This window comes from Mesorhizobium sp. WSM4823 (assembly GCF_055811195.1).
On the sequence record NZ_JBVVQL010000002.1, the window covers coordinates 190589 to 214859 of the forward strand.

The 24271-nt window shown below is 62.8% G+C and carries 23 protein-coding genes and 1 tRNA gene; 11 read left to right on the forward strand and 13 right to left on the reverse strand.

Annotation, left to right across the window (positions count from 1 at the left end):
* Nucleotides 1-2 precede the first annotated feature (2 nt).
* The 6 genes from AC0L26_RS05775 (at nt 3) to AC0L26_RS05800 (ending at nt 3580) form a co-directional block, all read left to right on the forward strand.
* Nucleotides 3-974 (forward strand): beta-ketoacyl-ACP synthase III, encoded by a 972-nt coding sequence (locus tag AC0L26_RS05775; protein WP_473631692.1) that lies wholly within the window; start codon nt 3-5, stop codon nt 972-974.
* 103 nt (nt 975-1077) lie between these two features.
* Entirely contained in the window at nt 1078-1401 is a 324-nt protein-coding gene (locus AC0L26_RS05780) for an integration host factor subunit alpha (RefSeq protein ID WP_126041188.1), read from the forward strand.
* A 193-nt stretch (nt 1402-1594) separates the two neighbouring features.
* Complete coding sequence (locus AC0L26_RS05785; RefSeq protein WP_095485784.1) at nt 1595-2137, forward strand: MerR family transcriptional regulator; 543 nt, start codon at nt 1595-1597, stop codon at nt 2135-2137.
* Between the two features lie 77 nt (nt 2138-2214).
* On the forward strand, nt 2215-2553 hold the full coding sequence (locus AC0L26_RS05790; RefSeq protein ID WP_473631693.1) for a hypothetical protein: 339 nt from the start codon (nt 2215-2217) through the stop codon (nt 2551-2553).
* Between the two features lie 485 nt (nt 2554-3038).
* The gene (locus AC0L26_RS05795; RefSeq protein ID WP_473632135.1) at nt 3039-3323 is read left to right on the forward strand and encodes a helix-turn-helix domain-containing protein; all 285 of its coding nucleotides are present in this window, start codon (nt 3039-3041) and stop codon (nt 3321-3323) included.
* Nucleotides 3324-3503: 180 nt separating this feature from the next.
* A tRNA-Pro gene (locus tag AC0L26_RS05800) sits at nt 3504-3580 on the forward strand.
* 32 nt (nt 3581-3612) lie between these two features.
* On the opposite strand, the gene AC0L26_RS05805 is transcribed toward AC0L26_RS05800, so the two are convergent.
* From AC0L26_RS05805 to AC0L26_RS05820, 4 genes are all read right to left on the reverse strand, one after another.
* Entirely contained in the window at nt 3613-4863 is a 1251-nt protein-coding gene (locus AC0L26_RS05805) for an O-antigen ligase family protein (RefSeq protein ID WP_473631694.1), read from the reverse strand.
* A complete protein-coding gene (locus AC0L26_RS05810; RefSeq protein ID WP_352935073.1) occupies nt 4860-6395 on the reverse strand; it encodes an undecaprenyl-phosphate glucose phosphotransferase in 1536 nt (511 codons plus the stop codon). The genes AC0L26_RS05805 and AC0L26_RS05810 overlap by 4 nt, the downstream gene beginning before the upstream one ends.
* A 91-nt stretch (nt 6396-6486) precedes the next feature.
* Nucleotides 6487-7617 (reverse strand): glycosyltransferase family 4 protein, encoded by a 1131-nt coding sequence (locus tag AC0L26_RS05815; protein WP_473631695.1) that lies wholly within the window; start codon nt 7615-7617, stop codon nt 6487-6489.
* Nucleotides 7618-7622: 5 nt separating this feature from the next.
* Complete coding sequence (locus AC0L26_RS05820) at nt 7623-8186, reverse strand: polysaccharide biosynthesis/export family protein (RefSeq protein WP_352935067.1); 564 nt, start codon at nt 8184-8186, stop codon at nt 7623-7625.
* 360 nt (nt 8187-8546) lie between these two features.
* On the opposite strand from AC0L26_RS05820, the gene AC0L26_RS05825 reads away from it, so the two are divergent.
* A complete protein-coding gene (locus AC0L26_RS05825; protein ID WP_473631696.1) occupies nt 8547-10766 on the forward strand; it encodes a GumC family protein in 2220 nt (739 codons plus the stop codon).
* A gap of 46 nt (nt 10767-10812) precedes the next feature.
* Here the strand turns inward: AC0L26_RS05825 and AC0L26_RS05830 are convergent, their stop codons facing one another.
* Entirely contained in the window at nt 10813-12042 is a 1230-nt protein-coding gene (locus tag AC0L26_RS05830) for a GNAT family N-acetyltransferase (protein ID WP_473631698.1), read from the reverse strand.
* Between the two features lie 91 nt (nt 12043-12133).
* Between AC0L26_RS05830 and AC0L26_RS05835 the strand changes: the two genes are divergently transcribed.
* Complete coding sequence (locus AC0L26_RS05835) at nt 12134-13189, forward strand: polysaccharide deacetylase family protein (RefSeq protein WP_473631699.1); 1056 nt, start codon at nt 12134-12136, stop codon at nt 13187-13189.
* Nucleotides 13190-13285: 96 nt separating this feature from the next.
* On the opposite strand, the gene AC0L26_RS05840 is transcribed toward AC0L26_RS05835, so the two are convergent.
* Together AC0L26_RS05840 and AC0L26_RS05845 are read right to left on the reverse strand one after the other, a co-directional pair.
* Entirely contained in the window at nt 13286-15031 is a 1746-nt protein-coding gene (locus AC0L26_RS05840; protein WP_473631700.1) for an adenylate/guanylate cyclase domain-containing protein, read from the reverse strand.
* A 519-nt stretch (nt 15032-15550) separates the two neighbouring features.
* Nucleotides 15551-15769, reverse strand: coding sequence for a DUF2842 domain-containing protein (locus AC0L26_RS05845; protein WP_023798362.1), 219 nt, complete (start codon nt 15767-15769; stop codon nt 15551-15553).
* A gap of 152 nt (nt 15770-15921) precedes the next feature.
* On the opposite strand from AC0L26_RS05845, the gene AC0L26_RS05850 reads away from it, so the two are divergent.
* On the forward strand, nt 15922-17013 hold the full coding sequence (locus AC0L26_RS05850) for a COX15/CtaA family protein (RefSeq protein ID WP_473631701.1): 1092 nt from the start codon (nt 15922-15924) through the stop codon (nt 17011-17013).
* On the opposite strand, the gene AC0L26_RS05855 is transcribed toward AC0L26_RS05850, so the two are convergent.
* The 3 genes from AC0L26_RS05855 to speB are packed head-to-tail and all read right to left on the reverse strand — an operon-like array spanning nt 17003 to nt 19813.
* Nucleotides 17003-17842, reverse strand: a complete 840-nt coding sequence (locus AC0L26_RS05855; RefSeq protein WP_473631702.1) for an aminoglycoside phosphotransferase family protein — start codon at nt 17840-17842, stop codon at nt 17003-17005. The genes AC0L26_RS05850 and AC0L26_RS05855 overlap by 11 nt on opposite strands.
* Nucleotides 17843-18775, reverse strand: coding sequence for an N-acetyl-gamma-glutamyl-phosphate reductase (argC, locus tag AC0L26_RS05860; RefSeq protein WP_473631703.1), 933 nt, complete (start codon nt 18773-18775; stop codon nt 17843-17845). It lies immediately after the preceding gene.
* Between the two features lie 30 nt (nt 18776-18805).
* Nucleotides 18806-19813: an agmatinase gene (speB, locus tag AC0L26_RS05865; RefSeq protein ID WP_473631704.1), complete on the reverse strand. Its 1008-nt coding sequence runs from the start codon at nt 19811-19813 to the stop codon at nt 18806-18808.
* 288 nt (nt 19814-20101) lie between these two features.
* On the opposite strand from speB, the gene AC0L26_RS05870 reads away from it, so the two are divergent.
* Nucleotides 20102-21163: a glycerophosphodiester phosphodiesterase family protein gene (locus AC0L26_RS05870; RefSeq protein ID WP_473631705.1), complete on the forward strand. Its 1062-nt coding sequence runs from the start codon at nt 20102-20104 to the stop codon at nt 21161-21163.
* A gap of 45 nt (nt 21164-21208) precedes the next feature.
* Here the strand turns inward: AC0L26_RS05870 and AC0L26_RS05875 are convergent, their stop codons facing one another.
* A complete protein-coding gene (locus tag AC0L26_RS05875; protein ID WP_473631706.1) occupies nt 21209-22081 on the reverse strand; it encodes an aldo/keto reductase family oxidoreductase in 873 nt (290 codons plus the stop codon).
* Nucleotides 22082-22175: 94 nt separating this feature from the next.
* Here AC0L26_RS05875 and AC0L26_RS05880 point away from each other — a divergent pair, with 94 nt between their 5' ends.
* On the forward strand, nt 22176-23084 hold the full coding sequence (locus AC0L26_RS05880) for a LysR family transcriptional regulator (RefSeq protein WP_473631707.1): 909 nt from the start codon (nt 22176-22178) through the stop codon (nt 23082-23084).
* A 73-nt stretch (nt 23085-23157) separates the two neighbouring features.
* Here AC0L26_RS05880 and rpsI read toward each other — a convergent pair whose 3' ends face one another.
* The gene (rpsI, locus tag AC0L26_RS05885; RefSeq protein ID WP_023717316.1) at nt 23158-23640 is read right to left on the reverse strand and encodes a 30S ribosomal protein S9; all 483 of its coding nucleotides are present in this window, start codon (nt 23638-23640) and stop codon (nt 23158-23160) included.
* Between the two features lies 1 nt (nt 23641).
* Nucleotides 23642-24106: a 50S ribosomal protein L13 gene (rplM, locus tag AC0L26_RS05890; protein WP_091591498.1), complete on the reverse strand. Its 465-nt coding sequence runs from the start codon at nt 24104-24106 to the stop codon at nt 23642-23644.
* Between the last annotated feature and the right edge of the window lie 165 nt (nt 24107-24271).

Below are 24271 nucleotides of genomic sequence, written 5' to 3' on the forward strand. Positions count from 1 at the left end.
CCTTGATCAGATCAGTCGTGCGTGGCACGGGCGCCGCGCTGCCCCGCCGCATTATGAAGAATGCCGATTTCGAAGGCATGGTCGAGACGTCAGACGAATGGATCGCCCAGCGCACCGGAATCCGCCAGCGCCATATCGCGTCCGACGACGAGACGACGGCTTCGCTTGGCGAGGCGGCGGCGCGCGCGGCGCTCGACGATGCCGGCCTGACGCCTAATGATATCGACCTGATTGTGCTGGCGACCTCGACGCCCAACAACACCTTTCCGGCGACTGCTGTCGAGATCCAGAATCGGCTCGGCATGCATCACGGCTTCGCCTTCGACATGCAAGCCGTATGCTCGGGCTTCGTCTATGCCGTGACCACCGCCGACCTCTATATCCGCGGCGGCCTGGCAAAACGCGTGCTGGTGATCGGCTCGGAAACCTTCTCGCGCATCCTCGACTGGAGCGATCGCTCGACCTGCGTCCTGTTTGGCGACGGCGCCGGCGCCATCGTGCTGGAAGCGGGCGAGGGGGTGGGCAGCATTGCCGACCATGGCGTGCTGGCGGCCAGCCTGCGTTCCGATGGGGCCCACAAGGACAAGCTGTTCGTCGACGGTGGGCCATCGACCACCGGAACGGTAGGCTATCTCAGGATGGAAGGCCGCGAAGTGTTTAAGCACGCGGTTGGCATGATCACCGACGTCATCGAAGCGACATTCGCACAGGCCGGCATCACCGCTGAAGATCTCGACTGGTTCGTGCCGCATCAGGCCAACAAGCGAATTATCGACGCCTCCGCCAAAAAGCTCGGCATAGCAGAGCAAAAGGTGGTGGTTACGGTCGATTTGCACGGTAACACCTCGGCTGCTTCCGTGCCGCTGGCCTTGTCGGTGGCCGTCGCTGACGGCCGTATCAAGAAGGGTGACTTGGTGCTGCTCGAGGCGATGGGCGGGGGCTTCACCTGGGGCGCGGTTTTGGTTCGCTGGTAAGTGCCGAACTGACAGGTTCGGTCCTTGACCTTGCCGGATCAATTACTTAGGCTCTATCTTTGCTTGTATCGATTTATGTTTTTGAGCTGATGGGACGGTTCGCATGGGGGGAAAGACACTTACGCGCGCCGATCTTGCTGAAGCCGTTTACCGCAAGGTTGGCTTGTCGCGTACTGAATCGGCCGAGCTTGTCGAAGCGGTTCTGGACGAGATTTGCGAAGCGATCGTTCGCGGTGAGACGGTGAAATTGTCGTCGTTCGCGACGTTCCATGTCCGCTCCAAGAACGAGCGCATCGGGCGCAATCCCAAAACCGGCGAAGAAGTGCCGATCCTGCCGCGCCGTGTGATGACCTTCAAATCGTCGAATGTGCTGAAGAACCGCATCCTGCGCGCCCACCAGAACAGCAAGGCCAAGGGCGGAAAATAGCGCCTGCGCTTCAAAGCTCGGTTGAAAACGGCCGCTCCCTTTGACGCCGGGCTTGAATATTGTTTCATAAACCGCTGAAATAAGACCCGATTCGGCAGAACAAGCCGGATCGGAATGGTTCTTTGTTGAGTGTGATCCTGCCCGAAAACCGATTCCCACTTCGGGATCATGCTCCAGCGTGAGGATTTCGCCCATGGACAAGAGCCCCGACGCTTTTCGCACTATCAGCGAGGTCGCAGAAGATCTCGACCTGCCGCAGCATGTGCTGCGATTCTGGGAAACGCGTTTCAACCAGATCAAGCCGATGAAGCGCGGCGGCGGCCGCCGCTATTACCGGCCGCAGGATGTCGAACTGATCAAGGGCATCCGCCATATGCTCTACGACCAGGGCTATACGATCAAGGGCGTGCAGAAGCTGCTGCGCGAGAACGGCAACCATTTCCTGGTCGCCATCGGCAATGGCGACATGGCCGCCGTCGAGGCGATCTCGCAACGCCGGCAGGCCGATGCGGTGCCGCTGACGCCGGCTGCCCAGCCGCGCGGCGCCGATGACGAGATGCTGGTTGGCGAGCCCAAGGTGAAACCCAGCCGCCGCTTTTTCGGACTGGGCAAGACCGACGACGAAGGGCCGGTGCAGCCGGGCACGTCGAAACTGTCACGCGACAATCGCGCCTTGCTGCAGGAGGCGCTGTTCGACCTTCTGGAATGCAAGCGCCTGCTCGATCAGGTGCGCTAAGAGCTGATCAATCGCCGGCAGACACCGGAACTGCTTCCGAAATCATGCGTTCCTCCCGGAAAGGAAGGACGCATATCATGGTATCATTTTCGACCCTCTCCGACATCGACCTTGAAAAGCAGGTCGCGGCCCTCTCCAGGGAACTGGCGGCGCTAAGGAAAGCCGTGTCCAGGCGGGGCGGCGCTTATTACGAGGACGGGCGTGACGCAGCGTCGGACTATTACTCGGATCTTGCGGAGCGCTTCAGTGAGGCTCTGCCTGCGATCAGGAGGCATAGCAGGGTGATAGAAAAGACAGCCCGCGAGCACCCGGCCACAGCAGCCGCCGTCGGGCTGGTTGTGGTCGGGCTCGTCGCCAGTCTGCTCCTCAGCCGACAGCAAAAAACGTCACGAACGACATCGAGATCGGCACGCTGAGACAAAAGAACATGGCGGCCGTCTGCGGACGGCCGCCATGTTCGTTGATGACAGGCGATCAGCGGTGCCCTTGCAGTCGAGCTGCAGCACCATACAACCTGCCGTCCTTCCGGTTGGGGAGCGCCTTTTTAGCGTCCATACCGTCTTTGCGCGGCTCTAAAAGGTTCACGCGTCGGCTCAAAAATTGCGGCCCCTGACGCGTTCTGCGCCTGGGCTCCCGCCGCGGTTTCGATCCTTTCAAAGCGGCTGGCGCGCCAGCGACAGTTGCCTGACGAGCGAGCGGCTCAAAAGGTTCGACGATCGCCGGTCAAAGGACCTGATGGGGATGGCGTTCCCGCGCCGACGCGAAGGCCGAGCCGGTCCGGAATCACGATGCCGTGACGGTTCCTTTGGTGCTTGGCAAATCGTCAATGAGCGGGCATTCTCCCGGCCGTCTCAGGCAACATCATTATTTGATCAAACTCTTTCAGACCACGGAGTTGCCAATGTCCCACATAGCCAAAAAAGAACCCTTCTCCGAACTGGCGGCAATCGAAGCTGCGCCTGACCACAGCGCCCTGAGAGCTATCCGGGAAGCCAGGGGATACAGCATGGAAGAACTGTCTCTGACATGCGGCCTGGCGGTCGATGAGATTGCGGACATCGAGAACGGCAAGAATGCCGATCCGTCGAAGCTCCGGCGAATAGCGACCGCGCTTCGGCTTCCGGAAAACGCGCTGGTCAATACAGCCGCGCTGACACATCCCGTGGAAAGTCGGCCCGTCCCATAGAAGGGACGCCGGAGCATCAAACCATACGAGTAAGCGAGTATGATTCTGGATTTGAAGTTCCTGAGTGCTGACGACATACAACAGAGCAGGAACTTCAAATCCATCGCGCCGGGCATCCGCGGGATGGCCGCCGAATTCGGTTGACCCGAACCGGGTTATCACGATACATCGCGACCGGTCCGGAGTGTAGCGCAGCCCGGTAGCGCACTTGACTGGGGGTCAAGGGGTCGTCGGTTCGAATCCGGCCACTCCGACCATTTCCAACCTTAGACTTGCCCCCAGAAATCCATCATACCCCAGCCGCCGGTGCAGGCGCCACCAGCTGCCGCTGATGGCGGTATTCGAGCGCGATGGCGCCCCAGATCAGTCCGAGCAGCAAATAGACGTGACGCCAGTGGTCGATGTCGATGAAGGTGCCCAGGCCGATATTGCCGATGAAGGCGACATAGGCGCACAGAAGATAGGGCTGCCAGGGCCTGTCGCGCAGGAGAATGCGGAAGCCGGCCGCGATCGTCCACAAGGTCAGCGTCAGGAACGAAACGAAGCCGAGCCAGCCGTAGTCCATCAGCATCTTCAGCCAGATGTCGTGCGTGTCCTCGCCGAACATCGTGCCGAAGACGAGCGGGCCGATGCCGAGCGGATGCTCCAGCGCCATCTGGAAACCGATCGTGTAGCGGGCGAAACGGCCGAGGCGGGCGGTGTCGTAGCTCTGTTCGAGCTGGGCGCGGCTGGAAAACATTTCCGAAACGCCCGGCAACTGCAGGATGACGAGTATCGCGATCACCAGCAGCGCAATCGCGGCGATGGTCATGACGACGACGCGAAGCCGGAACTTGCCGCTGGCGCTCTGCAGGAACAGGATGCCGGTGAGCAGGATCGCCGCGACGCCGAACATGCCCCAGGCCCCGCGTGAGAAGGAGAAGAAAATGCCGGCCGTGATGATCAGCAGCGGCACCGCCAGCAGCGGCATGCGTGAGACGGGGCCTGTCAGCAGGAGATAGAGCAGGTAGATGCCAGGCAGCACCAGGAATGGCCCGAACACGTTCGGATCCTGGAAGGCGCCGGTGGCGCGGTCGTATTTGGTGAAGATCTCCGCCCCGGGGAAGGCATGGAAATAGCCTGCTATGCCAAGCAGCGAGGTCAGCACCGCCGACATCACATAGGCCAGGAAGATCACCCGGTAGAGACTGGGCTGGACTGCTGTCACCGAGGCGAAGAACACCGCGGTAAAGGCAAGGAACAGCGACACCGAGATATAGAGCGGGCTGCCGGCAATATCCGACATCTGGGTCATCGAGATCATGCCGCCGATGTTCATGATCACCAGCAGCACCAGCAGCGGCGCCGCCGCGCGCGATATGCGCAGGCCGAACAAGGCCCACACCACGATCAGCCCGGCCATATAGAGGTCGTATGGGGCAGGTTCGGCAATGACGAAGCCGGACAGGAAGACGCCGAGGAAAACCGCGCCCGACGCAATCAGCGCGATCAGCTTGGCGTTGATTGCGGCCGGCGGCAGGTCATGCGCGACGGCGCTCAATAGGCATTTTCCGTGTTGAGCAGCCGGATCGGTGTCAGAAACAGGATCCTCAGGTCGAACAGCAGGGACCAGTTCTCGATATAATAGAGGTCGTACTCCGTACGCATGCGGATCTTTTCGTTGGTGTCCATCTCGCCGCGCCAGCCATTGATCTGCGCCCAGCCGGTAACGCCGGGTTTGACTTTGTGGCGGGCGAAATAGCCATCGACCACCTCATTGTAGAGAAGGTTGTGCGACTGGGCGGCAATGGCATGCGGGCGCGGCCCGACCAGCGACAGCGACCCGAAAAGCGAATTGAAGAACTGCGGCAACTCGTCGATCGAGGTCTTGCGGATGAAGCGGCCGACGCGGGTGACGCGCGGGTCGTTCTTGGTCACCGTCTGCTTGGCCGTCGGGTCCGCCTTGTCCGTGTACATCGAACGGAATTTGTAGACATCGATGATCTCGTTGTTGAAGCCATGCCGCTTCTGGTGGAACAGCACTGGTCCCTTGCTGTCGAGCTTGATGGCGATCGCTGTCACCAGCATCACCGGCGAGAACACGATGATGCCGATGATCGAGAAGACGATGTCGAAGGCGCGTTTGGCGACCGAATCCCAGTCATTGATCGGCTTGTCAAAAATATCGAGCATCGGCACGGAGCCGATGTAGGAATAGGCGCGCGGCCGGAACTGCAGCGCGTTCGAATGCGCCGAGAGCCGGATGTCGACCGGCAGCACCCACAGCTTCTTCAAAAGCTGCAGGACGCGCGATTCGGCGGTCAGCGGCAGCGACACGATCAGCATGTCGATGCGGGCGATGCGGGCGAACTCGATGAGCTCGGAAACCGTGCCGAGCTTCGGGTAGCCGGCGACGATGGGCGGCGAGCGCTTGTCGCCGCGGTCATCGAAGATGCCGCAGATGCGGATGTCGTTGTAGGGCTGCTTTTCGACGGAACGGATCAGGACTTCCGCCGCCGGGCCGCCGCCGACGATGACGGCGCGGCGTTCCATGCGCCCGTCGCGCGCCCAGCGCCGGATCAGCTTCGACATCATTAGCCTGAGACCGAAGATCACGATGAAGCCGACGACGAACCATGTGCCGAAAAACAGGCGCGAATAGTCTTCCGACGTCTTCATGGCGAATGCCGTCAGCGCCATCAAGGCGAAGGTGCCGGCCCAGACCATCAGGAGACGGCCGAAATTGGCGAGCGGCCGCATCAGTGAGACGATCTGGTAGCAGTCGGTGACGTCGAACAGGACCACCGCGAGGAACGAGGCGGCGGCGATCGTCAGCGGATATTGCCAGGCGAGATGGTTGAAGAAGCCGACATAGTAGAAATAGACGCAGAGACCCGACAGGAACAGCAGCGCGAATTCGACCATGCGCAAGACGCCGCTGACCATGATCGGCGACATGGTATCGCGCCGGTATTGTGACGCGACCTGACGGGCGACGTCGTTCATCCCGCCAAGGCTATCGCCATTCGCCGGGCCGTCGAATTTGCGCACCGCGTCTATCGAAAAGCGGCGTGCGGGATCGATCTCGTTCATGGTGTATCCGCCAAGCTTCCCCCGGGTGAATAGCAAAAGAGAGCTAAGAAACCCTTGAAACAACAGGTGGCTTTGGAGAAGCTTTTGGGGCTTAACGCTTGAGCGCGGCGAAATAGGCCGTCTCGATCGCGGCGGCCATCACGTCGGCGCCGAATCGCGACTTGAGGTCGGCGGTGTTAGGCATCAGCCTGCTATAGGCCTTGAGGTCGGCCAGTGCCGCGCTCACCTTGTCGCCGAGTTCGCGCGGGTCGGGCCGGATCAGGGCAGGGGAACCGGCGCCGAGGATTTCCGGGATGCCGCCGACGGCGGTGGCGATCATCGACTTGCCGGCGGCAAGCGTCTCCAGCACGATATAGGGCATGGCTTCCGCGCGTGAGGGAACGACAACCAGTTCGGCCAGCGCGAAGGCTTTGCGCGCCGGCATCGGCGGCAGGAAGCGGATATGGCCTTCGAGCCCAAGCTCCTTCACTTGCGCATGGTAGCGCGGCAGGTCGTCGCCGGCGCCGACCATCACCGCTTTCAACGGGCGGCCAAGCCGGGTTGCTGCAACGACCAGCGCATCGATGAAGATGTCCGGTCCCTTGAGGTCGCGCATCATGCCGATATAGAGGACATCGGCCGCATCCTGCTCGGTTCGCACCGGCTCGAACTCGGCGGCGCGCAAGCCGTTGTGGACAAGGTTGTTCGGTGTGGGCGGCTCGCCGACTTTCCTGCGATAAGTCTGTCTTTCATAGTCGGAGACAAACAGAAGATAGTCGGTGAAGCGCGCCATGAACCGTTCGAGCGCGAAGAACAGCTTCCCCGCGACGGTGGTCTCGTCATAGTGCAGAGAGCCGCCATGAGGCGAATAAAGGCGGGCTACGCGAGACCTTGATACCCGCAACAATGAGCCGAACAGGCGGGCATAGGCGCCACCCTTGGCGCCGTGCCCGTGGAGCACGTCCGGCCGCAATTCCTTGATAATCTTGAAGGTGCGCCAGGCCGAGGCGAGGTCGCCTGGCCCGACATGCCGCTGCATTGGGGTGCGGTGGATGCCGAGCGCCATTCTGCCTTTCATCTGTTCGAACAGGTGTTCCTCGAAATCGCCGCCCGTCGTCGAATCGCAGACGATGCCGACCAAATGCCCGGCGGCGACCTGCGCCTCGGTCAGGTCGCGCACGTGACGAAAGATCCCTCCGACAGGTGAGCGAAAGCAGTGGACGATCCTGAGTGTGTCGGCCACGTGGTCTAGAACAGGCGTTCGCGAACGTAGACCGTGTCACCGGGCAGGAGCGGGTCGGAGGTGGCCACGCGACCGGTCATAACCTTGCCGTTGATGTCGCGGGTGATGTCGACGCTTTCCTGGTTGGCGCGGGGGCTGAAACCGCCGGCGATGGCAATCGCCTTTTGCACGGTCAGGCCGGGAACATAGGAATACTGGCCCGCGGCACCGACTTCGCCCATGACGAAGATCGGCCGGTACCGGTCTATCTCGACCGAAACGTCCGGATCGCGCAGATAGCCCTGGCGCAACTTGTCGGCGATTTCGCCTTCGAGTTGCTGTGCGGTGTGGCCCCGCGCCGGTACGGCGCCGACGAGCGGGATGGACAGATAGCCCGATTGGTCGACGCTATAGACGTTGGTCAGCCCTTCCTGCTCGAACACGGTGACGCGGACCCGGTCGCCGGCGCCGAGGCGATAGGGCTGGTCGAGCATTTTATGAAAGGCGGCCGGTGCCGGCCGGTAGCTGGAGCAGCCGGCAAGCAACGACACGGCGAGCAGCGCGTGGAAGAGGGAAGCAGTGCTTTTCATGACCGGACACGTACCTTCGACTGGCCGCTGTTACACCGCGGCAAACTTTGGGGGTCGAGGTCCGTTATCATCCCGTTAGGGTTAATGGCCGGTAAAGGTGCGCGGCGGAAGCGGCGGCATCGGACAAAGGACGGCCGGTTTCGATGCTTTTATTGCCGCTTGCGAGTAGAACCTAACAGATGCTTACCGCGATATTAACGGCTGAGTTACCATAGTTGTTTACCATCCATCCTGACTGATGCATGTCGCCCAAAACTGCGCAGCGGTTTTGGGGCAACGACATGCATGAAACCAAGAGCTTAAAGCGAGTCGCATGAATCTGTTCAAACGCGACGGGCTTTAAGTACCGGAGCAGGATGCATGTCCGTTCAATCCGCGGCCGCAGATGTCGACGTCGATCTCAGGCAGCTTTTCGCAAGCCTAGCGAGGAACTGGCTGCGCATTCTTGTCATCGCACTTGTCATAACCGGCCTGGCGCTCGCGCTCACCTGGCTCGCCACGCCGCATTACATGGCCGAAACACGGCTTCTGATCGAAACGCGCGAATCCGTCTACACGCGCCCCGATGGCACCAATAACGACGACAGGCCGATTCTCGACGAGGAAGGCGTGACCAGCCAGGTCGAGGTCATTTCCTCTACCGACATCCTCAAGCAGGTGGCGCAGAAGCTCAATTTGTCGCGGCTTCCCGAATTCGACGAGGCGGCTGACATGCCGGTGTTGAGCCGCTTGCTCGTCATCGCCGGCCTGAAAAGCGATCCCAGCGAGATTCCGCCGGAAGAACGCGTGCTGAAGACCATGCGCGAGAAGCTCAACGTCTATCGCGTTGAAAAGTCCCGTGTCATCGTCATTGAGTTCTCTTCGGAAAATCCCAGGCTCGCCGCCGAAATTCCGAACGCAATCGCCGACGCCTACATCTCCGTCCAGGGCAACGCCAAGACCGAATCGAATTCCGCCGCAACCGACTGGCTGGCGCCTGAGATCGCCGACCTGACGAAGCGGGTGAAGGATGCCGAGGCCAAGGTAGCAAGCTACCGTGCACAGTCCGATCTTTTGATGGGCGGCAACAATTCGGTGCTCGCCACGCAGCAGCTTTCCGAACTGTCCAGCGAACTGTCTCGAGTGCGCGCCAATCGCGCCTCGGCGGAAGCGACCGCCGACGGCGTGCGCAGGGCGCTGCAGAATGGCGGCTCGCTGGATGCGGTGCCGGAGGTGCTGTCTTCCGAGCTCATCCAACGCCTGCGCGAGCGGCAGGTTGAGCTCAAGACCAACATCGCCGACCTCTCCACCTCCTTGCTCGACAATCATCCGCGCATCCGGGCGCTGAGGTCGCAGCTTGCCGATCTCGATCGGCAGATCCGCAACGAGGCGGAAAAGATCATGGAAGGGCTGATGACGCAGGCGCAGACCGCCCAGGCCCGTGAAAACCAGCTTGTCGCCGACGTCAACACGCTGAAGGCCGCATCGGCGCGCGCCGGCGACCAGCAGGTCGAACTGGACGCGCTGCAGCGCGAAGCGACCGCCCAGCGGCAGCTGCTCGAATCCTACCTCACCCGCTATCGGGAGGCATCCTCGCGCAAGGACAGTAATTACCTGCCGGTCGACGCCCGTGTCTTTTCCCGCGCGGTGGCGCCATCCGAGCCCTATTTCCCGAAAATCCTGCCGATCACCGGTGCAGCCTTCGTCGGTTCATTGCTGCTCATGGCGATCGTGACCCTTCTGCAAGAGCTGTTCTCGGGTCGCGCCATGCGGCCGGCCGCCGGCGCTCGGTTCGAGCGGATCGAACAAGTCGCGATGCCTGTTGCCAGGCACGAACCGGCCGACATCGAAGAGGCCGACGTGGAAGGCGCCGGTATCGGAGAGGCCGGTATCGAAGAGTTCGAGGATCGGGCGGAAACGGAGGCCGAGCCGGAAGCGGCTGCCGCGGCGCAAGCAACTGCCCCGGCAACTGGCGAGGACGTCGAGCCGGCGCGCTCCACCCTTGGCGAGGTCGACATCGACAAGGCGGTGGAGAGACTGATCTCAAGCGGTGCGGAACGCGCCATATTCGTGTCGCCGGAAGGCGACGAGGCCGCCGCCTCGGCGGTGCTGGTGGCGCGTGAAATCTCCGACGCCGGCCTGCGTGTGCTCCTGCTCGATCTCACAGCGTCTGGCGCTGCCTCGCGGCCGATGCTCGACAGCGGGCTTTTCCCTGGTGTCACCAATCTGCTCGCCTCCGAGGCGCAGTTCAGCGACGTGATTCATCCCGATCTCTATTCGGACTGCCACGTCATTCCCGTCGGCACTGCCGATCCGGTCCGTGCCATGCGCGCCGCCGACCGGCTGCCGATCATCATGCAGTCGCTGACCACCGCCTACGATCTGGTCGTGGTCGAATGCGGGCCTACTGACGCCCAAGGCATCAGCCGCCTTGTGGGCGAGGGCACGGAGGTCTTCCTATCCATGTTGGAGCCGGACGATGAGGTTACGCAGGCCGCGGTCGAGCTGATCGAGAGCGGTTATCCCGACCTGACGTTGGTGACGCCCATCGGCCATGAGACGCCGGGGACGCCGGTGCCCGGACGGCGCTCCGCCGCCTGAGACGGTTTGGTAATTCAGGTCGAAGGTCACGGAAATTCGGCAGCGGTCAGCTGTCGTCTTCGCCCGCGGCAGGTGCTGCCTGTTTGGCCGTCTTGCGGCGCAGCGACTTGGTCAGCTTCCAGGTCGTCGGGTTGTTCTTGATGAAGGCTTTCAGGCGCGCGCCTTGCTGCAGGACAAGCGCCAGCGAGCGGCCCTTCAGCGTCAGCGGAATCAGCACCTCGAAATGCTGGCTCTCGATATCGCACCACAGCCGCTTGTAGGGTTCATCGCCGACCGAGAAATCATAGACGTCGAACCCGCTCTCGCAGGCCTCCTGGATGTTGTCGAAGAACAGGAAGTCTCCGGGGCTGGTCTGGGCGAGGTCGTCGTCGGCGATCGCCCCGAATTCGCAGATGAGGCGTTTTCCCGAGCGGCTCGATCCGGTAACCGCGCGAAGCTTGCCGGCAACCTCGAGCCCGTGCAACACAAAGGACGGCTTGTCATCGGTAAGCGCTTCGACGAACAACGCGCGGAAGAAAGCACGAACCTCCGGCTCGCCGAAAACGTTGGCGATGCCCATCTTGCGGAAGCGGAACTCCTTCATCTCGAAAAACGCATCGAGCAGTCTGTTCACTTCGTTCGCTGTCCGGGCCTCGATGCGGCGGTGACTGCCGACGGCCTCGAACTTGCGCATCTGCGAGCGGTGCTTCTTGCGCTTGCGCTTGCCGCTCGCGCGCGACAGCAGTGCATCGAAACCTCCCACCAAATCGACGGCCAGCGACAGGTTGGGGCTCGGATAATGTGGAAGCAAGGCAAACGGATTGGCAATGCCGTCGAGATCGGGCAGCAGCCGTTCCAGTGCGACGACGTCGATGTCCGGTCGCACCCTGGCGACAGCCGCCAGCATCGAGCGGATCGCCGCACCATCCGCCTTGGCCAGCCAAGACGGGTCGGCGGCGGCGAAATTGCCATTGGCATGGCGGCCGCCCATGAAACGGGCGACGCGGAACGGCCCGCTGCGTGTGACTTCCAGCGCCACGGAAAAAACCGGCCGGCCGTCAGCGCTCAGCGTCGCCAAAACGCTGTCCGCTTCGGCATGTTTGGCCCAGTTCACGATCCAGGCCGGGCTCTGCGCCGGTGCGAATAGCGCCGAACGGCAGAACTCGGCATAAGCCGCAAATGCTGTGCCATCGGCGACCGAGACCGACAGGCCGGCATGATCCATCGGCAATGCGCGCGGCGCCGCCTCCATTGCTTCGAGCCGATTGCCATCAAATGACGCGGTGGCGTCAATCATACCTCAATCCTTTAAGGCGTATTCACCGCGATTGGGGGTTCGCGTAGGCGCATTCCCTGCTTGGATGAACCTAGGCGCAAAAGGTGAACGAATGATCGACGGGAGCGAGGCGATCCGGAAACTGGCGCTCAACGTCGTTCGTTATACCGGCCTTGCCCCGCTGGCCAAGCCGTTTGTCGGCGGCATCGGCGCGATCCTGATGCTGCACCGGGTCACCGCCACGCCGGAAAAGCCTGATAGCGTCAACCGGCACCTCAACATCGCGCCTGAATTCCTGGATGCCGTGATCGCCGACATGAAGGCGGACGGCTATGAATTCGTCACGCTGGACGAGGCGATCGAGCGCATCAAGGCGGGCGGCAAGGGCGGCCAGTTCGCGGCGATCACTGCCGACGACGCCTACCGCGATAACATGACCGAAGCGCTGCCGGTGCTGGAAAAACACGGCGTGCCGGTCACCATCTATGTTGCGCCGGGGCTGATAAACGGGGCCGCCGATCTATGGTGGGAGGTGATCGAGGACATCGTCAATGCGCGGGACCGGTTGATCCTGACGACACCCAACGGTGCGGTGACGATCGACTGCTCGACGCCAGCCAAGAAACTCCAGGCCTTTGCACGGCTGCAGGATCATCTGACACTGGAGGTCCGCGAGGAGGACCAGCGCGCGGTGCTGTGCGAATTGGCGCGGTCGAACCGTATCGAGTTGGACGCGCGTCAGGGCTTGTTGATGAACTGGGACGAGATCCGTGCCATGGCGAGGCATCCGCTGGTGACGATCGGCGCGCATACGGTCAATCATCGCAATCTGAAGCGGCTTTCCGAAGCCGATGCGCGCCACGAGGTCGACGACGTCAGGCGCATACTAAAGACCGAGCTGGGCGAGGCGCCGCGCCATTTCGCCTATCCCTACGGCTATGCCAGCGCCGTCGGCGACCGCGAAGTCGGCTTCGCCCGTGACTCCGGCTATGCCTCGGCAGTGACGACACGCCACGGCGTGTTGCGCGCCGAACATTCAGGCTTCCTGCACGCGCTGCCGCGCATTTCGGTCAACGGTCGATATCAGAGCGTTGCCCATATTCGCACGATGCTGTCGGGTGTGACGACGCCGCTGGCCAATGCCGGCAAGATGTTCGTCACCATCTGACACTTGGTACCGGTGGACGGCCGGCTGTTCACAGCCGCTCTACGCGCTCAGTCCTCGGACAAGCCGGCCAGAGAACTATCCTTCCAGAAACGACGATCACTCCGGCACGCCGGCAATACCCAGCGCCTCGACGTAGCCCTCGGCGAACTCCTTGTCCCGCCACGGGTTGATCTGCCTCTGCAGGCCGAGCGTGTAGGTCGGGAACGCCTCCATCAGCCGCCGCGCCGCCGCCTGCGCTTCGTCCGGCCGATTGAGTTTGACCAGCGCCATGATCACCACCCGGTGCGAGGAGCCGTAATTCGGCATCTCGCGCAGCGCTCGTTCTCCCCAAGCCAGTGCTTCCTCGTAGCGTTCGAGCATCAGGTAGCTCATCCCGATGCCGGAGAGCGCGATACCCTTCTCGGGGTCGACCGGGCTCAGCCGCATTGCCCTGTGGAAGTGCTCGATCGCGACGAGGGGGCGGCCGGAATGGGCGTTTACCCAGCCGCTGCCCGTATAGCCCTGCGCCGAATTGGGGTTGAGGAGCAGGGACCGTTCGATCGTGTCCAGCGCCGTCTCGTAATCCTTGGCGCTGTAGGCGATCACTTGCGCGGCGAAACGCAAGCTTGTCGGGTCGTCTCGCGCGTCCGCAAGCACCTCGCGGGCCATGCGCACGGCGACGCGGATATCGTCGGGCTCGTGCCAGCACTGACTCACGGACAGGCTGCGGATATAGGCACCGAGTGCCTTCGCCAGGATGAAGCCTGGGTCGATGCTGAGCGCCTCGTTGGTGAGCCGGCGCACGTCGGCGAAGCCTTCGCGCGTCATGCTGTAGAAGCGCGGCAGCGCACGAAGGTAGAGGTCGTAGGCACCGACGTAGTCGGTCGGCTTCATGCGCGCTTGCTTGATCTCCTCCAGCCGGATGCTCGGCTCGACCGCACCGACGACGCTCTCGGTCACCTTGTCCTGCAGGTCGAAGATGTCGCTCACGTCGCCCTCGAAGCGGTCGGTCCAAACATGGTGCCCACTGATCGCGTCCACCAGCTGCCCGCTGATGCGCACCCGCGATCCTGCTCTGCGGATGCTGCCTTCGAGCACGTAGCGTACGCCCAGCTCACGCCCGACCTGGCGCAGGTCCACCGCTCGGCCCTTGTAGGTGAAGGACGAGTTGCGGGCGATCACGAAGAAGGAGTTCACCCGGCTCAATCCCGTGATGATGTCCTCCACCAGTCCGTCGGCGAAGTATTCCTGGTCGGGGTCGCCGCTCATGTTGGTGAAAGGTAGAACCGCGATCGAGGGTTTCGCGGGCAGGGGAGGCGGTGCAGCCACCGAGGCGCTGGCGTCGGTCTCGACGCGATAGGCGCGCACAGGCCGCTCGATGTTCTTGAGGCGCAGGTCGCCGAGCGGCGTGAAGCCGAAGTCGAGCTTGCCCTGAAGGTGGTCGTAGGCGGTGCCCGAGACGATCACGGCGCCGGGATCGGCGATGCCTTCGAGGCGGACGGCGATGTTGACACCGTCACCGTAGAGGTCGCCGTCCTCCTCGCAGACCACGTCGCCGAGATTGACGCCGATGCGGAAGCGAATCCGCTCTTCCTCGGGCGTCTCCGCCTCGTGTTCTGCCAAAGCTTTCTGGATCGCCATCGCCGAGGTCACCGCGTTTACGACGCTCGCGAACTCGCACAGAATGCCGTCGCCGGTGAGCTTGACGATCCGGCCCTGATGCTCGGAGACCAGCGGTTCGAGGAGGTCCTTGCGGTATGTCTTGAGCCGCTCGAGCGTGCCGCGCTCGTCGCGCTCCATCAGGCGCGAATAGCCGACCACGTCGCAAGCCAGGATCGCTGCGAGGCGGCGCTGCGCGGTCATTGCACCGCCCGGCCAGGCGCGTGCACGCGGGCTGCCTCGCGCCCATGCCCCGCCAACTTCCAAACGCCCAACGTGCATCCATCTCTCCCAGCCGCCGCCCGTCGCCGATTCAGAACGGAGAACGCAGCTTGACCTTGCCTTCACGAGATTTCGCTATCCCGCTTGCGAGGCGTGGAGCGATCCAGTCACCGCGCTAACAGCCAACCGGCGACACGCCCACGCAGCCTCCGGGGAAGCTGACATGCCGCTCCCAGAAGGCCGGAGATATTTGCTGCCCTTGGTAACCGTTTGACGCCACCGTGGCGGTGCTTTTGTCACCGCGGTGTAACAGCGAGATGCCCTACGAACGCGCGCATCGGGCATCACACCAGACGTTCGTGCTTAGAGGTGCTGAGGCGGAAAGTGGCGCCGCCGGCGCGTTCCGATCGGCGACACGGAAAGCAGAAAACCACCCTGAGCTGCCCTACACGTCGGATAGCAAGCGTCAGGCTTTCACCATCTAGCGGCGGCGAGCGAGCCTCAGTTCTTCGGCCGCGGCGGCTCCAGGATCAGCCATTTGATGATGCCCATAGCCGGGAGCACCCAGAGCATGCCGCTGAGCAGGAAGAACAGGAAATGCGCCCACGGTCCTGATTCCGCCAGTTGGGCGACCGCCACGATCGATGCGACGAGCGCATAGACGATGACTAGCGCCACCAGCAGGATTGTTCCGATCAGCTTCTTCAGGCGAATGGGCATTCCGCGATCCCGTTAATCCCTATCGCTTAGGCCCAACAAAAGAGACGCGCAACCCGCAAGAAGCGGCGCGACGGCGTGCCGCGCTATCCGGTCTTGCCAGTTGGATTGCGATGGTTCACCTATCCGCGACTGCAACCAGCCGGGACAAGCCTATGGCTGCCATATCAGCTGCCGCGCCTTTCGTGGCCCGCGACCGCGACCTGCGCAACCGGGCGCTGGTGCGCGGCTGGCTCTACGTCGTGCTTCTGGTGCTGTTTGTACTGGTGCTGGTCGGCGGCGCCACCAGGCTCACCGAATCCGGCCTGTCGATCACCGAATGGAAGCCGATCCACGGCATCGTCCCGCCGCTCAATGACGCCGAATGGCAGGAGGAGTTTCAGCGCTACCAGCAGATTCCGCAATATGCCGAGCTCAACAAGGGCATGAGCATCGAAGCGTTCAAGTCGATCTTCTGGTGGGAATGGGTGCACCGGATCCTGGCGCGCGGTGTCGGCCTGGTGTTCGCCGTGCCGCTGGTGTTTTTCTGGGCGACACGCCGCATCGAGCGCGGCCTGGGGCCGAAACTATTAGGCATTCTTCTTCTCGGCGGCCTGCAGGGCGCGATCGGCTGGTGGATGGTGGCATCCGGGTTGGTCGACCGGGTCTCCGTCAGCCAGTACCGGCTGGCAACGCATCTGACGCTGGCCGCGCTGATCTTCACCGCGACCATGGTGGTGGCGCGAGGACTCGCGCCGCATTCCGGGCCCGCCGCCGATCGTTCGACGCAGCGTCTGGCCGGCTTCCTGGTGCTACTGGCGCTGATCCAGATCTATCTAGGCGGGCTTGTCGCCGGGCTCGACGCCGGCCTGAGCTACAACACCTGGCCGCTGATGGACGGCAAGCTCATCCCCGGCGATCTGCTGATTTTGGAGCCTGCATGGCGCAACTTCTTCGAGAACCCGAAGACGGTTCAGTTCATCCATCGGCTCGGCGCCTACACGATGTCAGTCGCAGCACTTTGGCACTTGATCGCGACGCATCGCCGCCAGCCTGAAACGACGCATGCGCGCCGCGCAACGCTGCTGTTTCTGCTGGTGCTGGCGCAGGCCTTGATCGGCATCGGCACGCTGCTGATGCACGTGCCGCTGCACATGGCACTGACGCATCAGGCATTCGCGCTTGTCCTTTTGGGTTTTGCCGCAGCGCATTGGCGCGGCACCAAGGGCGCCTATCCGCTGCCCAACCAGATCGCCGTCAGAGGCTGAGCCGCACCGTCCTGATCGCCGTAACAATGGACAATTCGCGGCCTTCCTCGATCGCGTTGCGGTCTTCATGATGCCATGACGCCGACAGGCAGCCATAGGCGATGGCGTGATCCAGAATGGCGGGCGGCGCTTGGCTGAGCGTTCTGGCGAAGATCTCGGCCATATGGGCGATCCGCAGGGGATCGCGGCAAAGATCGTCGCGGTCGAGCGGGTTGTAGAACATGTTGGCCGCATCGAAGCCGGGATCGCCGAGAACGCCCTTCGGATCGATCGCCAGCCAGCCGCGCGGCCCGTGCATGATGTTGTCGTGATGCAGGTCGCCATGCAGCGGCAGCACGTCGGCAGGATCGGCCAACAGCCGTTCCGCGGTCGCAGCCGCTTCGACGTAGAGGCTCCTTTCGCCGGCGTCGCGATCGATCTTCGCCTTCTTGAACAGGCTGGAAAACCGTGTCCGCAGCGGCTGAAGATCGGGCGGGGCAGGATGGTCGGATGGCGAGAACAGTCTTGCCATCAGTTCGGCCGCGATTGCGGTGGCGGCATTGTCTCCCTGCTCGGCGAGAACCTGTGACAGCAAGGTTTCGCCGGCATATTCGAGCAGCATGCAGTGGCCGTCGCGGCCGAGCAGCCGCACCGCGCCTTCGCCGCGCCGCCAGGCAAGGAAATGCTCGCCGCGCAGCTCGTCCTCGACGTCGTCGAAAGGTTTCAGCGCCTTGACGATCGCCAGCGATCCGTCGGCGCGAAAAACCTTCCAGATGCGGCTGCTGAAGGTTTCGGCGATCAGTTCTGGCGCCTCGACCTTCCAGTGCGTTGGAAATACCGGAGCGTCCATTCAGTGTTTGAGGCCGAGCATCAGATCCATGTTCTGCACGGCGGCACCGGAGGCGCCCTTGCCGAGATTGTCGTAGACGGCGAGCAGCAGCGCCTGGGCCCGATCGTCATTGGCGAAGACGTAGACCTTCATCCGGTTGGTGCCGTTGTAGATTTCGGGATCGATCTCCGGCATGCGCTCCAGATGCGCATAGGGCGCCACCTCGACCACGCCGCCTTCGATGGCGGCAAAATGGTCGGCAATCGCCGCATGAAGCTCGGCGCCGGTCGGCACATAGTCGAGGCCGCCGAGCTGCAGCGGCACCACCGTGATCATGCCTTGCGCGAAATTGCCGACCGCCGGCTGCATGATCGGATCATGCGACAGCTTCGCATAGGTCCTGAGCTCCGGCACATGCTTGTGCTGCAGGGTCAGCCCATAGGGCAGGAATTCCGACGCATCTTCGCCCTTGGCGACATAGTCCTCGATCATCGGCCGCCCGCCGCCCGAATAGCCCGAAATGCCATTGACGGTGATTGGAAAATCCGGCGGCAGCAGCCCGGCTGCCACCAGCGGCCTGAGCGTCGCGATCGGGCCTTGCGGCCAGCAGCCCGGATTTGCGACGCGCTTTGCCCCGGCGATTCTCTTCGCCTGATCCTTATCCATTTCGGCGAAACCATATTCCCAGCCTTCGGCCACGCGATGCGCAGTCGAGGCGTCGATGACCCTGGTGGTATCGTTGGTGATCAGCGAAACGCTTTCTTTTGCGGCTGCATCCGGCAGGCACAGGATTGCGACATCTGCGGCATTGAGGAACTCGGCTCTGGCTGCCGCTTCCTTGCGGCGCTCGGCCGGAATGGAGATGGTCTCCAGATCGCCGCGCTCGGCAAGCAGCGCCCTGATCTGGAGACCAGTGGTGCCGTGTTCGCCGTCGATGAAGATTTTCGGTTTCATTGCCTGACTGAATTCCCTGTTATTTCAAACCTATATGCCGCTTGCCTGATTCAATCCGGCAGCGGCGTGATTGCCGCTGTTCAGCTCCTCGAGCCGGGCCTTTCGTTCCGCGAGGAGCCCGAGATAGTGCATGGCCACGGTCGAGCCGGCAATTGCCGTTATATCGGCGTGATCATAGGCCGGCGCAACCTCCACGATATCGGCGCCGACGATATCGACCTGATTGATCTGGCGCAGCACCGACAGGATTTTTGCCGAGGAGGGCCCGCCTGCGACCGGCGTGCCGGTGCCGGGCGCGAAGGCCGGGTCCAGGCAATCGATGTCGAAGGTGACATAGGCCTTCTTGCCGCCGGTGCGGTCGACGATGGCATAGGCGATATCGGACGCGCGCATGTCCTCGACTTCGTGCCCATACAGGATCTTGATGCCGAAGGTATCGGGCGCATGGGTACGGATGCCGATCTGGATCGAACGGTCGGGGTCGATGATTCCCTCCTTGACCGCGCGGCCGACGAAGGAACCGTGATCGATGCGCTTGCCGTCGTCCGGCCAGGTGTCCTGGTGAGCGTCAAATTGCACCAGGGCCAATGGGCCGTGAATGGCGGCATGCGCCTTGAGCAGCGGCCAGGTGACGAAATGGTCGCCGCCGAGCGATAGCAGGAAGGCGCCGGATTTCAGGATCTTTGCCGCCTCGCGCTCGATCGTGCCCGGCGTCTTCTGGTGATTGCCGCTGTCGAGCAGGCAATCGCCATAGTCGACCACGGCGAGATGTTCGAACAGCTCGCGCGAAAACGGATATTGCGGGTCGTTGTCGAGAATGGTCGAGGCGCGGCGGATCGCCTGCGGCCCGAAGCGCGCACCCGGCCGGTTGGTGACGGCGGCGTCGAACGGGATGCCCCATACCACGGCTTCCGCGCCTTTCACGTCCTTCGTGTATTTGCGTCGCATGAACGACAGCGCGCCGGCATAGGTCGGCTCGAAGGACGCGCCCGTCTTGGCCCGGGCGGTGAAGGCGTGGTCTATGTTGCTGTTCGGCATGAAGCGATCTCCTGTGCGTCGGCGCGCAACCTTATTGGACATAATTCTCAGAAATGCGACCCCTTCCGGGGACCATGGCCACTCGGGCCCGGTCACAAGTTCTTGCTAGCCAGGTGAACCCGCATGGCAGGCCCCGAAAAATTGTGCAGTTGAGCATTCGAGATATCGAAGAACGGCCGCTTCAACCGGTATTGACCTGACTTTCCGGCATTTGCGAAGCCGGCTTCGTTCACTGGGCTGTCACGTGCGTCGCTTAACCGGGTCTCCATCCGGCACGGAGCGATTCTCATGCGAACGACCTGGCTGAACCTTCTGCTTTCCGCCGTCTTGGCGCTCTTTACGGGCTCGGCATCGGCAGACGAAACACGCGCCAGACAGATTCTCGACCGTTTTGAACACGCCAACCAGTGGCGCGACCACGTCATGGTGGCGGCACACCGCGCCGGCAGCATGCAGGCCCGCAAGACGCTCTATGCGGAGAACTCGATCGCCGCGGTCGAGGGTTCGATCACGCTTGGTGCCGAAATCGTCGAAGTCGACGTCAGGCGCTCGAAGGACGGCCAGTTCGTCGTCATGCATGACAGCTGGCTCGACCGCACGACGAATTGCAAGGGCGAGGTGGTCAAGCGCACGCTGGCCGAGCTCAAAACCTGCAGGCTGGTGATCGAAGGCACCGGCGCCGTGACCGATGAACCGGTTTCGACGCTGCGCGAGATGCTGATGGCGACCAAGGACAGGATCCTCATCAACATCGACAACAAGCTCGACGTCGACAGCCTGGCCGGCATGATCAAGGTTGCCCGCGACCTGGGCATGGCCGAACAGGTGATCGTCAAGGAAAACCTGTGGAACCCGGCCAGGATCACCACGGTCAAGGCCGCCATGGGTGCGATCGGCAGCGGTTTCCAGTTCATGCCGATCATTGCCGACGACGCGGTTCGTGACGCGGGCTTCGCCGAGAAGGTCAGCGGGATCTTTTCGCCGCGCGCGGTCGAGATGATCAACTGGCGCGCGGGGTCGGAGACGCTGACCGACACCGGCGGTCCGCTGTTCAGCCCCCGCATGCGGGCGGCGGCGATAAGGGGCGACTGGCATATCTGGGCCAACACCTACGCCATCGTCAACAAGCCGGGCGGCTTCCTTGCCGGTGGTCGCGGCGACGAGTTGGCGGTGCTCGCCAGCCTGCCGCGCGAAACCTACGGCTTCTGGGCCGAGCGCGGCGCCACCATCATCCAGACCGACGAGCCGAAAGCGGCGATCGACTGGCTGGCGGCAAACGGCTACCGGGTGCCTTACCCCGATGAGGCGCGGCCGGCGGCGGAGCCGGCCAACACGGCAAGCATCAACTAAACTGGACCGAAGCGGACGAGAGCTGCTTGGAGTCGCCAGCCGCCGTCAGGCAGCCATTGCCACCGCGTCCAGTTCCCTCACGGCCTCTTCGGACAGATCGAGTTCGGCTGCGGCAAGGTTCTCCCTGAGATGCGCGACGGACGAGGTGCCGGGAATCAGCAGGATATTGGGCGCGCGACGGAGCAGCCAGGCGAGCGCGACCTGCATGGGCGTGGCGCCCAGGCGCTCAGCGACGCCGGATAGGGTAGACGACTGCAGCGGGTTGAAGCCGCCGAGCGGAAAGAACGGCACGTAGGCGATGCCGTCGCGGGCAAGTTCGTCGATCAAGGCATCGTCGCTTCTGTGCGCCAGATTGTATTGATTCTGCACGCAGACGATCTCGACCATCCGCCGTGCTTCTTTCATCTGTGCCGAGGTGGCGTTGCTCAACCCGATGTGACGCACCAGACCTTTTTGCTGCAGCCCGGCTAGCGCGGCGACCTGTTGCTCGATCGACCCTTCGGCGGGTCCATGCACGTCGAATATGATCCTGAGATTGACAACGTCCAGCACGTCGAGCCCGAGATTGCGCAGATTGTCGTGCACGGCCTGGGTCAGCTCCTCTGGAGAGAAGGCCGGGAGCCACGCGGCATTGGCATCGCGGCGGGCGCCGATCTTGGTGACGATGGTGAGATCGTCGGGATAGGGCGCCAGCGCTTCACGGATGAGCTGATTGGTGACGTGCGGACCGTAAAAGTCGCTGGTGTCGATGTGGTTCACGCCAAGCGCAACGGCTTCGCGCAGCACGGCCAGTGCTGCGTCGTGATCTTTGGGCGGGCCGAATACGCCGGGTCCTGCGAGCTGCATGGCGCCGTAGCCGAGCCGCTTCACGGTGCGGTCGCCGAGAGTGAAGGTGCCTGATTTGTCGATGCTGGACATGGTCCATCTCCGTTCAAGATAAGGCTGAGATAGGCGCTATCCGATCTCACGATAATTGGGCACACTCCGCACGGGCTGTACGGAATATCGAACAATGAAGATGGATCTCGGAGATCTGAACGCTTTCGTGGCCGTCGCGCGGGCCAAGGGTTTTCGCGATGGTGCCCGCGCCAGCGGCGGCAGTGCGTCGGGCTTGAGCGAGGCGGTGCGTCGCCTTGAGACGCAGCTCGGTGTCCGGCTGCTCAACCGGACGACGCGCAGCGTCGTTCTGACCGAAGCCGGCGAAGGCTTGCTGGCGCGGCTCGGTCCGGCCTTGACGGAGGTAGAGGCGGCGCTGGATGTGGTGAACGGCTTTCGCGATAGACCGGCGGGTTCGTTGCGTCTCAACGTGCCGGTCAGCGCAGCGCGGCTGGTGTTGCCCAGCATTGTTCCGCGCTTCCTCGCCGCCTATCCCGGTATCCGGCTGGAGGTGATCGCCGAGGAGAGCTTTGTCGACGTGGTGGCGGCAGGATGCGACGCCGGCATCCGCTATGACGAGCGGCTGGAGCAGGACATGATCGCTGTGCCGATCGGACCGCGCGTACAGCGCTTCGCCGCCGCCGCCAGCCCTGCCTACCTCGATCGCCATGGCCGTCCTGAACACCCGCGCGATCTGCTCCGCCATGCTTGCCTGCGCGGCCGCTTCGCCGGCCGAACGGTATCGCCATGGGAATTCGAACGCGATGGCGAGGTGGTCCTGGTCGACCCAACCGGGCCGCTCCTCGTGACCTTGGGTGGGGCGGCTGATCTCATCGTCGATGCCGCCATCGCCGGCACCGGCATCGTCTGCCTGTTCGAGGATTGGCTTCGCCCCTACTTCGAGAGCGGTGCGCTCGAACCCGTCATCGAACCGTGGTGGCAGAGCTTCTCCGGGCCATTTCTCTACTATCCCGGCCACCGCCTGGTGCCTGCTCCACTGCGCGCGTTCATCGACTTCATCAAGGTATCGGCTGATCGGTCTTGAATTTGGGTCAGGTTAGCCAAAAGAAAAGGCCGCCTGGAGGCGGCCTTTTCGAATGTATGAAGCTGCGTAGCGCTTAGCGCTTCGAGAACTGGAACGAGCGGCGGGCCTTCGCCTTGCCGTACTTCTTGCGCTCGACGACGCGGCTGTCGCGGGTCAGGAAGCCGCCCTTCTTGAGTACGGCGCGCAGCGCCGGCTCGTAGTAGGTCAGCGCCTTGGAGATACCGTGGCGTACGGCACCGGCCTGGCCGGAAAGGCCGCCGCCGATAACCGTGGCGACGATGTCGTACTGGCCGGCGCGGTTGGCGGCGATGATCGGCTGGTTGAGGATCATCTGCAGGACCGGTCGCGCGAAATATTCGGCGAACACCTTGTCGTTGACGACGATCTTGCCGGAGCCGGGCTTCACCCAGACGCGCGCAATGGCGTTCTTGCGCTTGCCGGTGGCATAGGCGCGGCCCGACTTGTCGAGCTTCTGGACATGGACGGGTGCAGCCGGCTGCGTGTTGGTGTTGCCGGTGGCAGTTCCGAGTTCTGCGAGCGAGGAAAGCTCAGCCATTTTACGAAACCTTCTTGTTCTTGGCGTTCAGCTTGGCCACGTCGAGCGTGACGGGCTGCTGGGCGACATGCGGATGTTCCGTGCCTGCATAGACGCGGAGATTCTTCATCTGGCGACGGCCGAGCGGGCCACGCGGGATCATGCGTTCGACGGCTTTTTCGACGACACGCTCAGGGAAACGGCCCTCGAGCAGCTGGCGCGCGGTGCGCTCCTTGATGCCGCCGGGGTGGCCGGTGTGCCAGTAATAGACCTTGTCGGTGAATTTCTTGCCGGTGAACACCACCTTGTCGGCATTGATGACGATGACGTTGTCGCCGTCGTCGACATGCGGGGTGAAGGTGGGCTTGTGTTTGCCGCGAAGATGATTGGCGATGACAGTGGCGAGACGGCCGACGACGAGACCCTCGGCGTCGATCAGCACCCACTTCTTCACCACATCCGCAGGCTTCTGCGAAAAGGTTGTCATGGATTTGTTGCTTTCGGTTCGGACCTCCCCCCATTCACGAACGAAAAGGGAAGGCGTTTCTTGTTGCTTGGATTGACGCAGGGCGCTCGCCCGCCGCCAATAACAAAACGGCGGCCTTGGTGGGCCGCTGTTCCGTGAGCGCTTATAGGCGAGGGGAATTAGCCA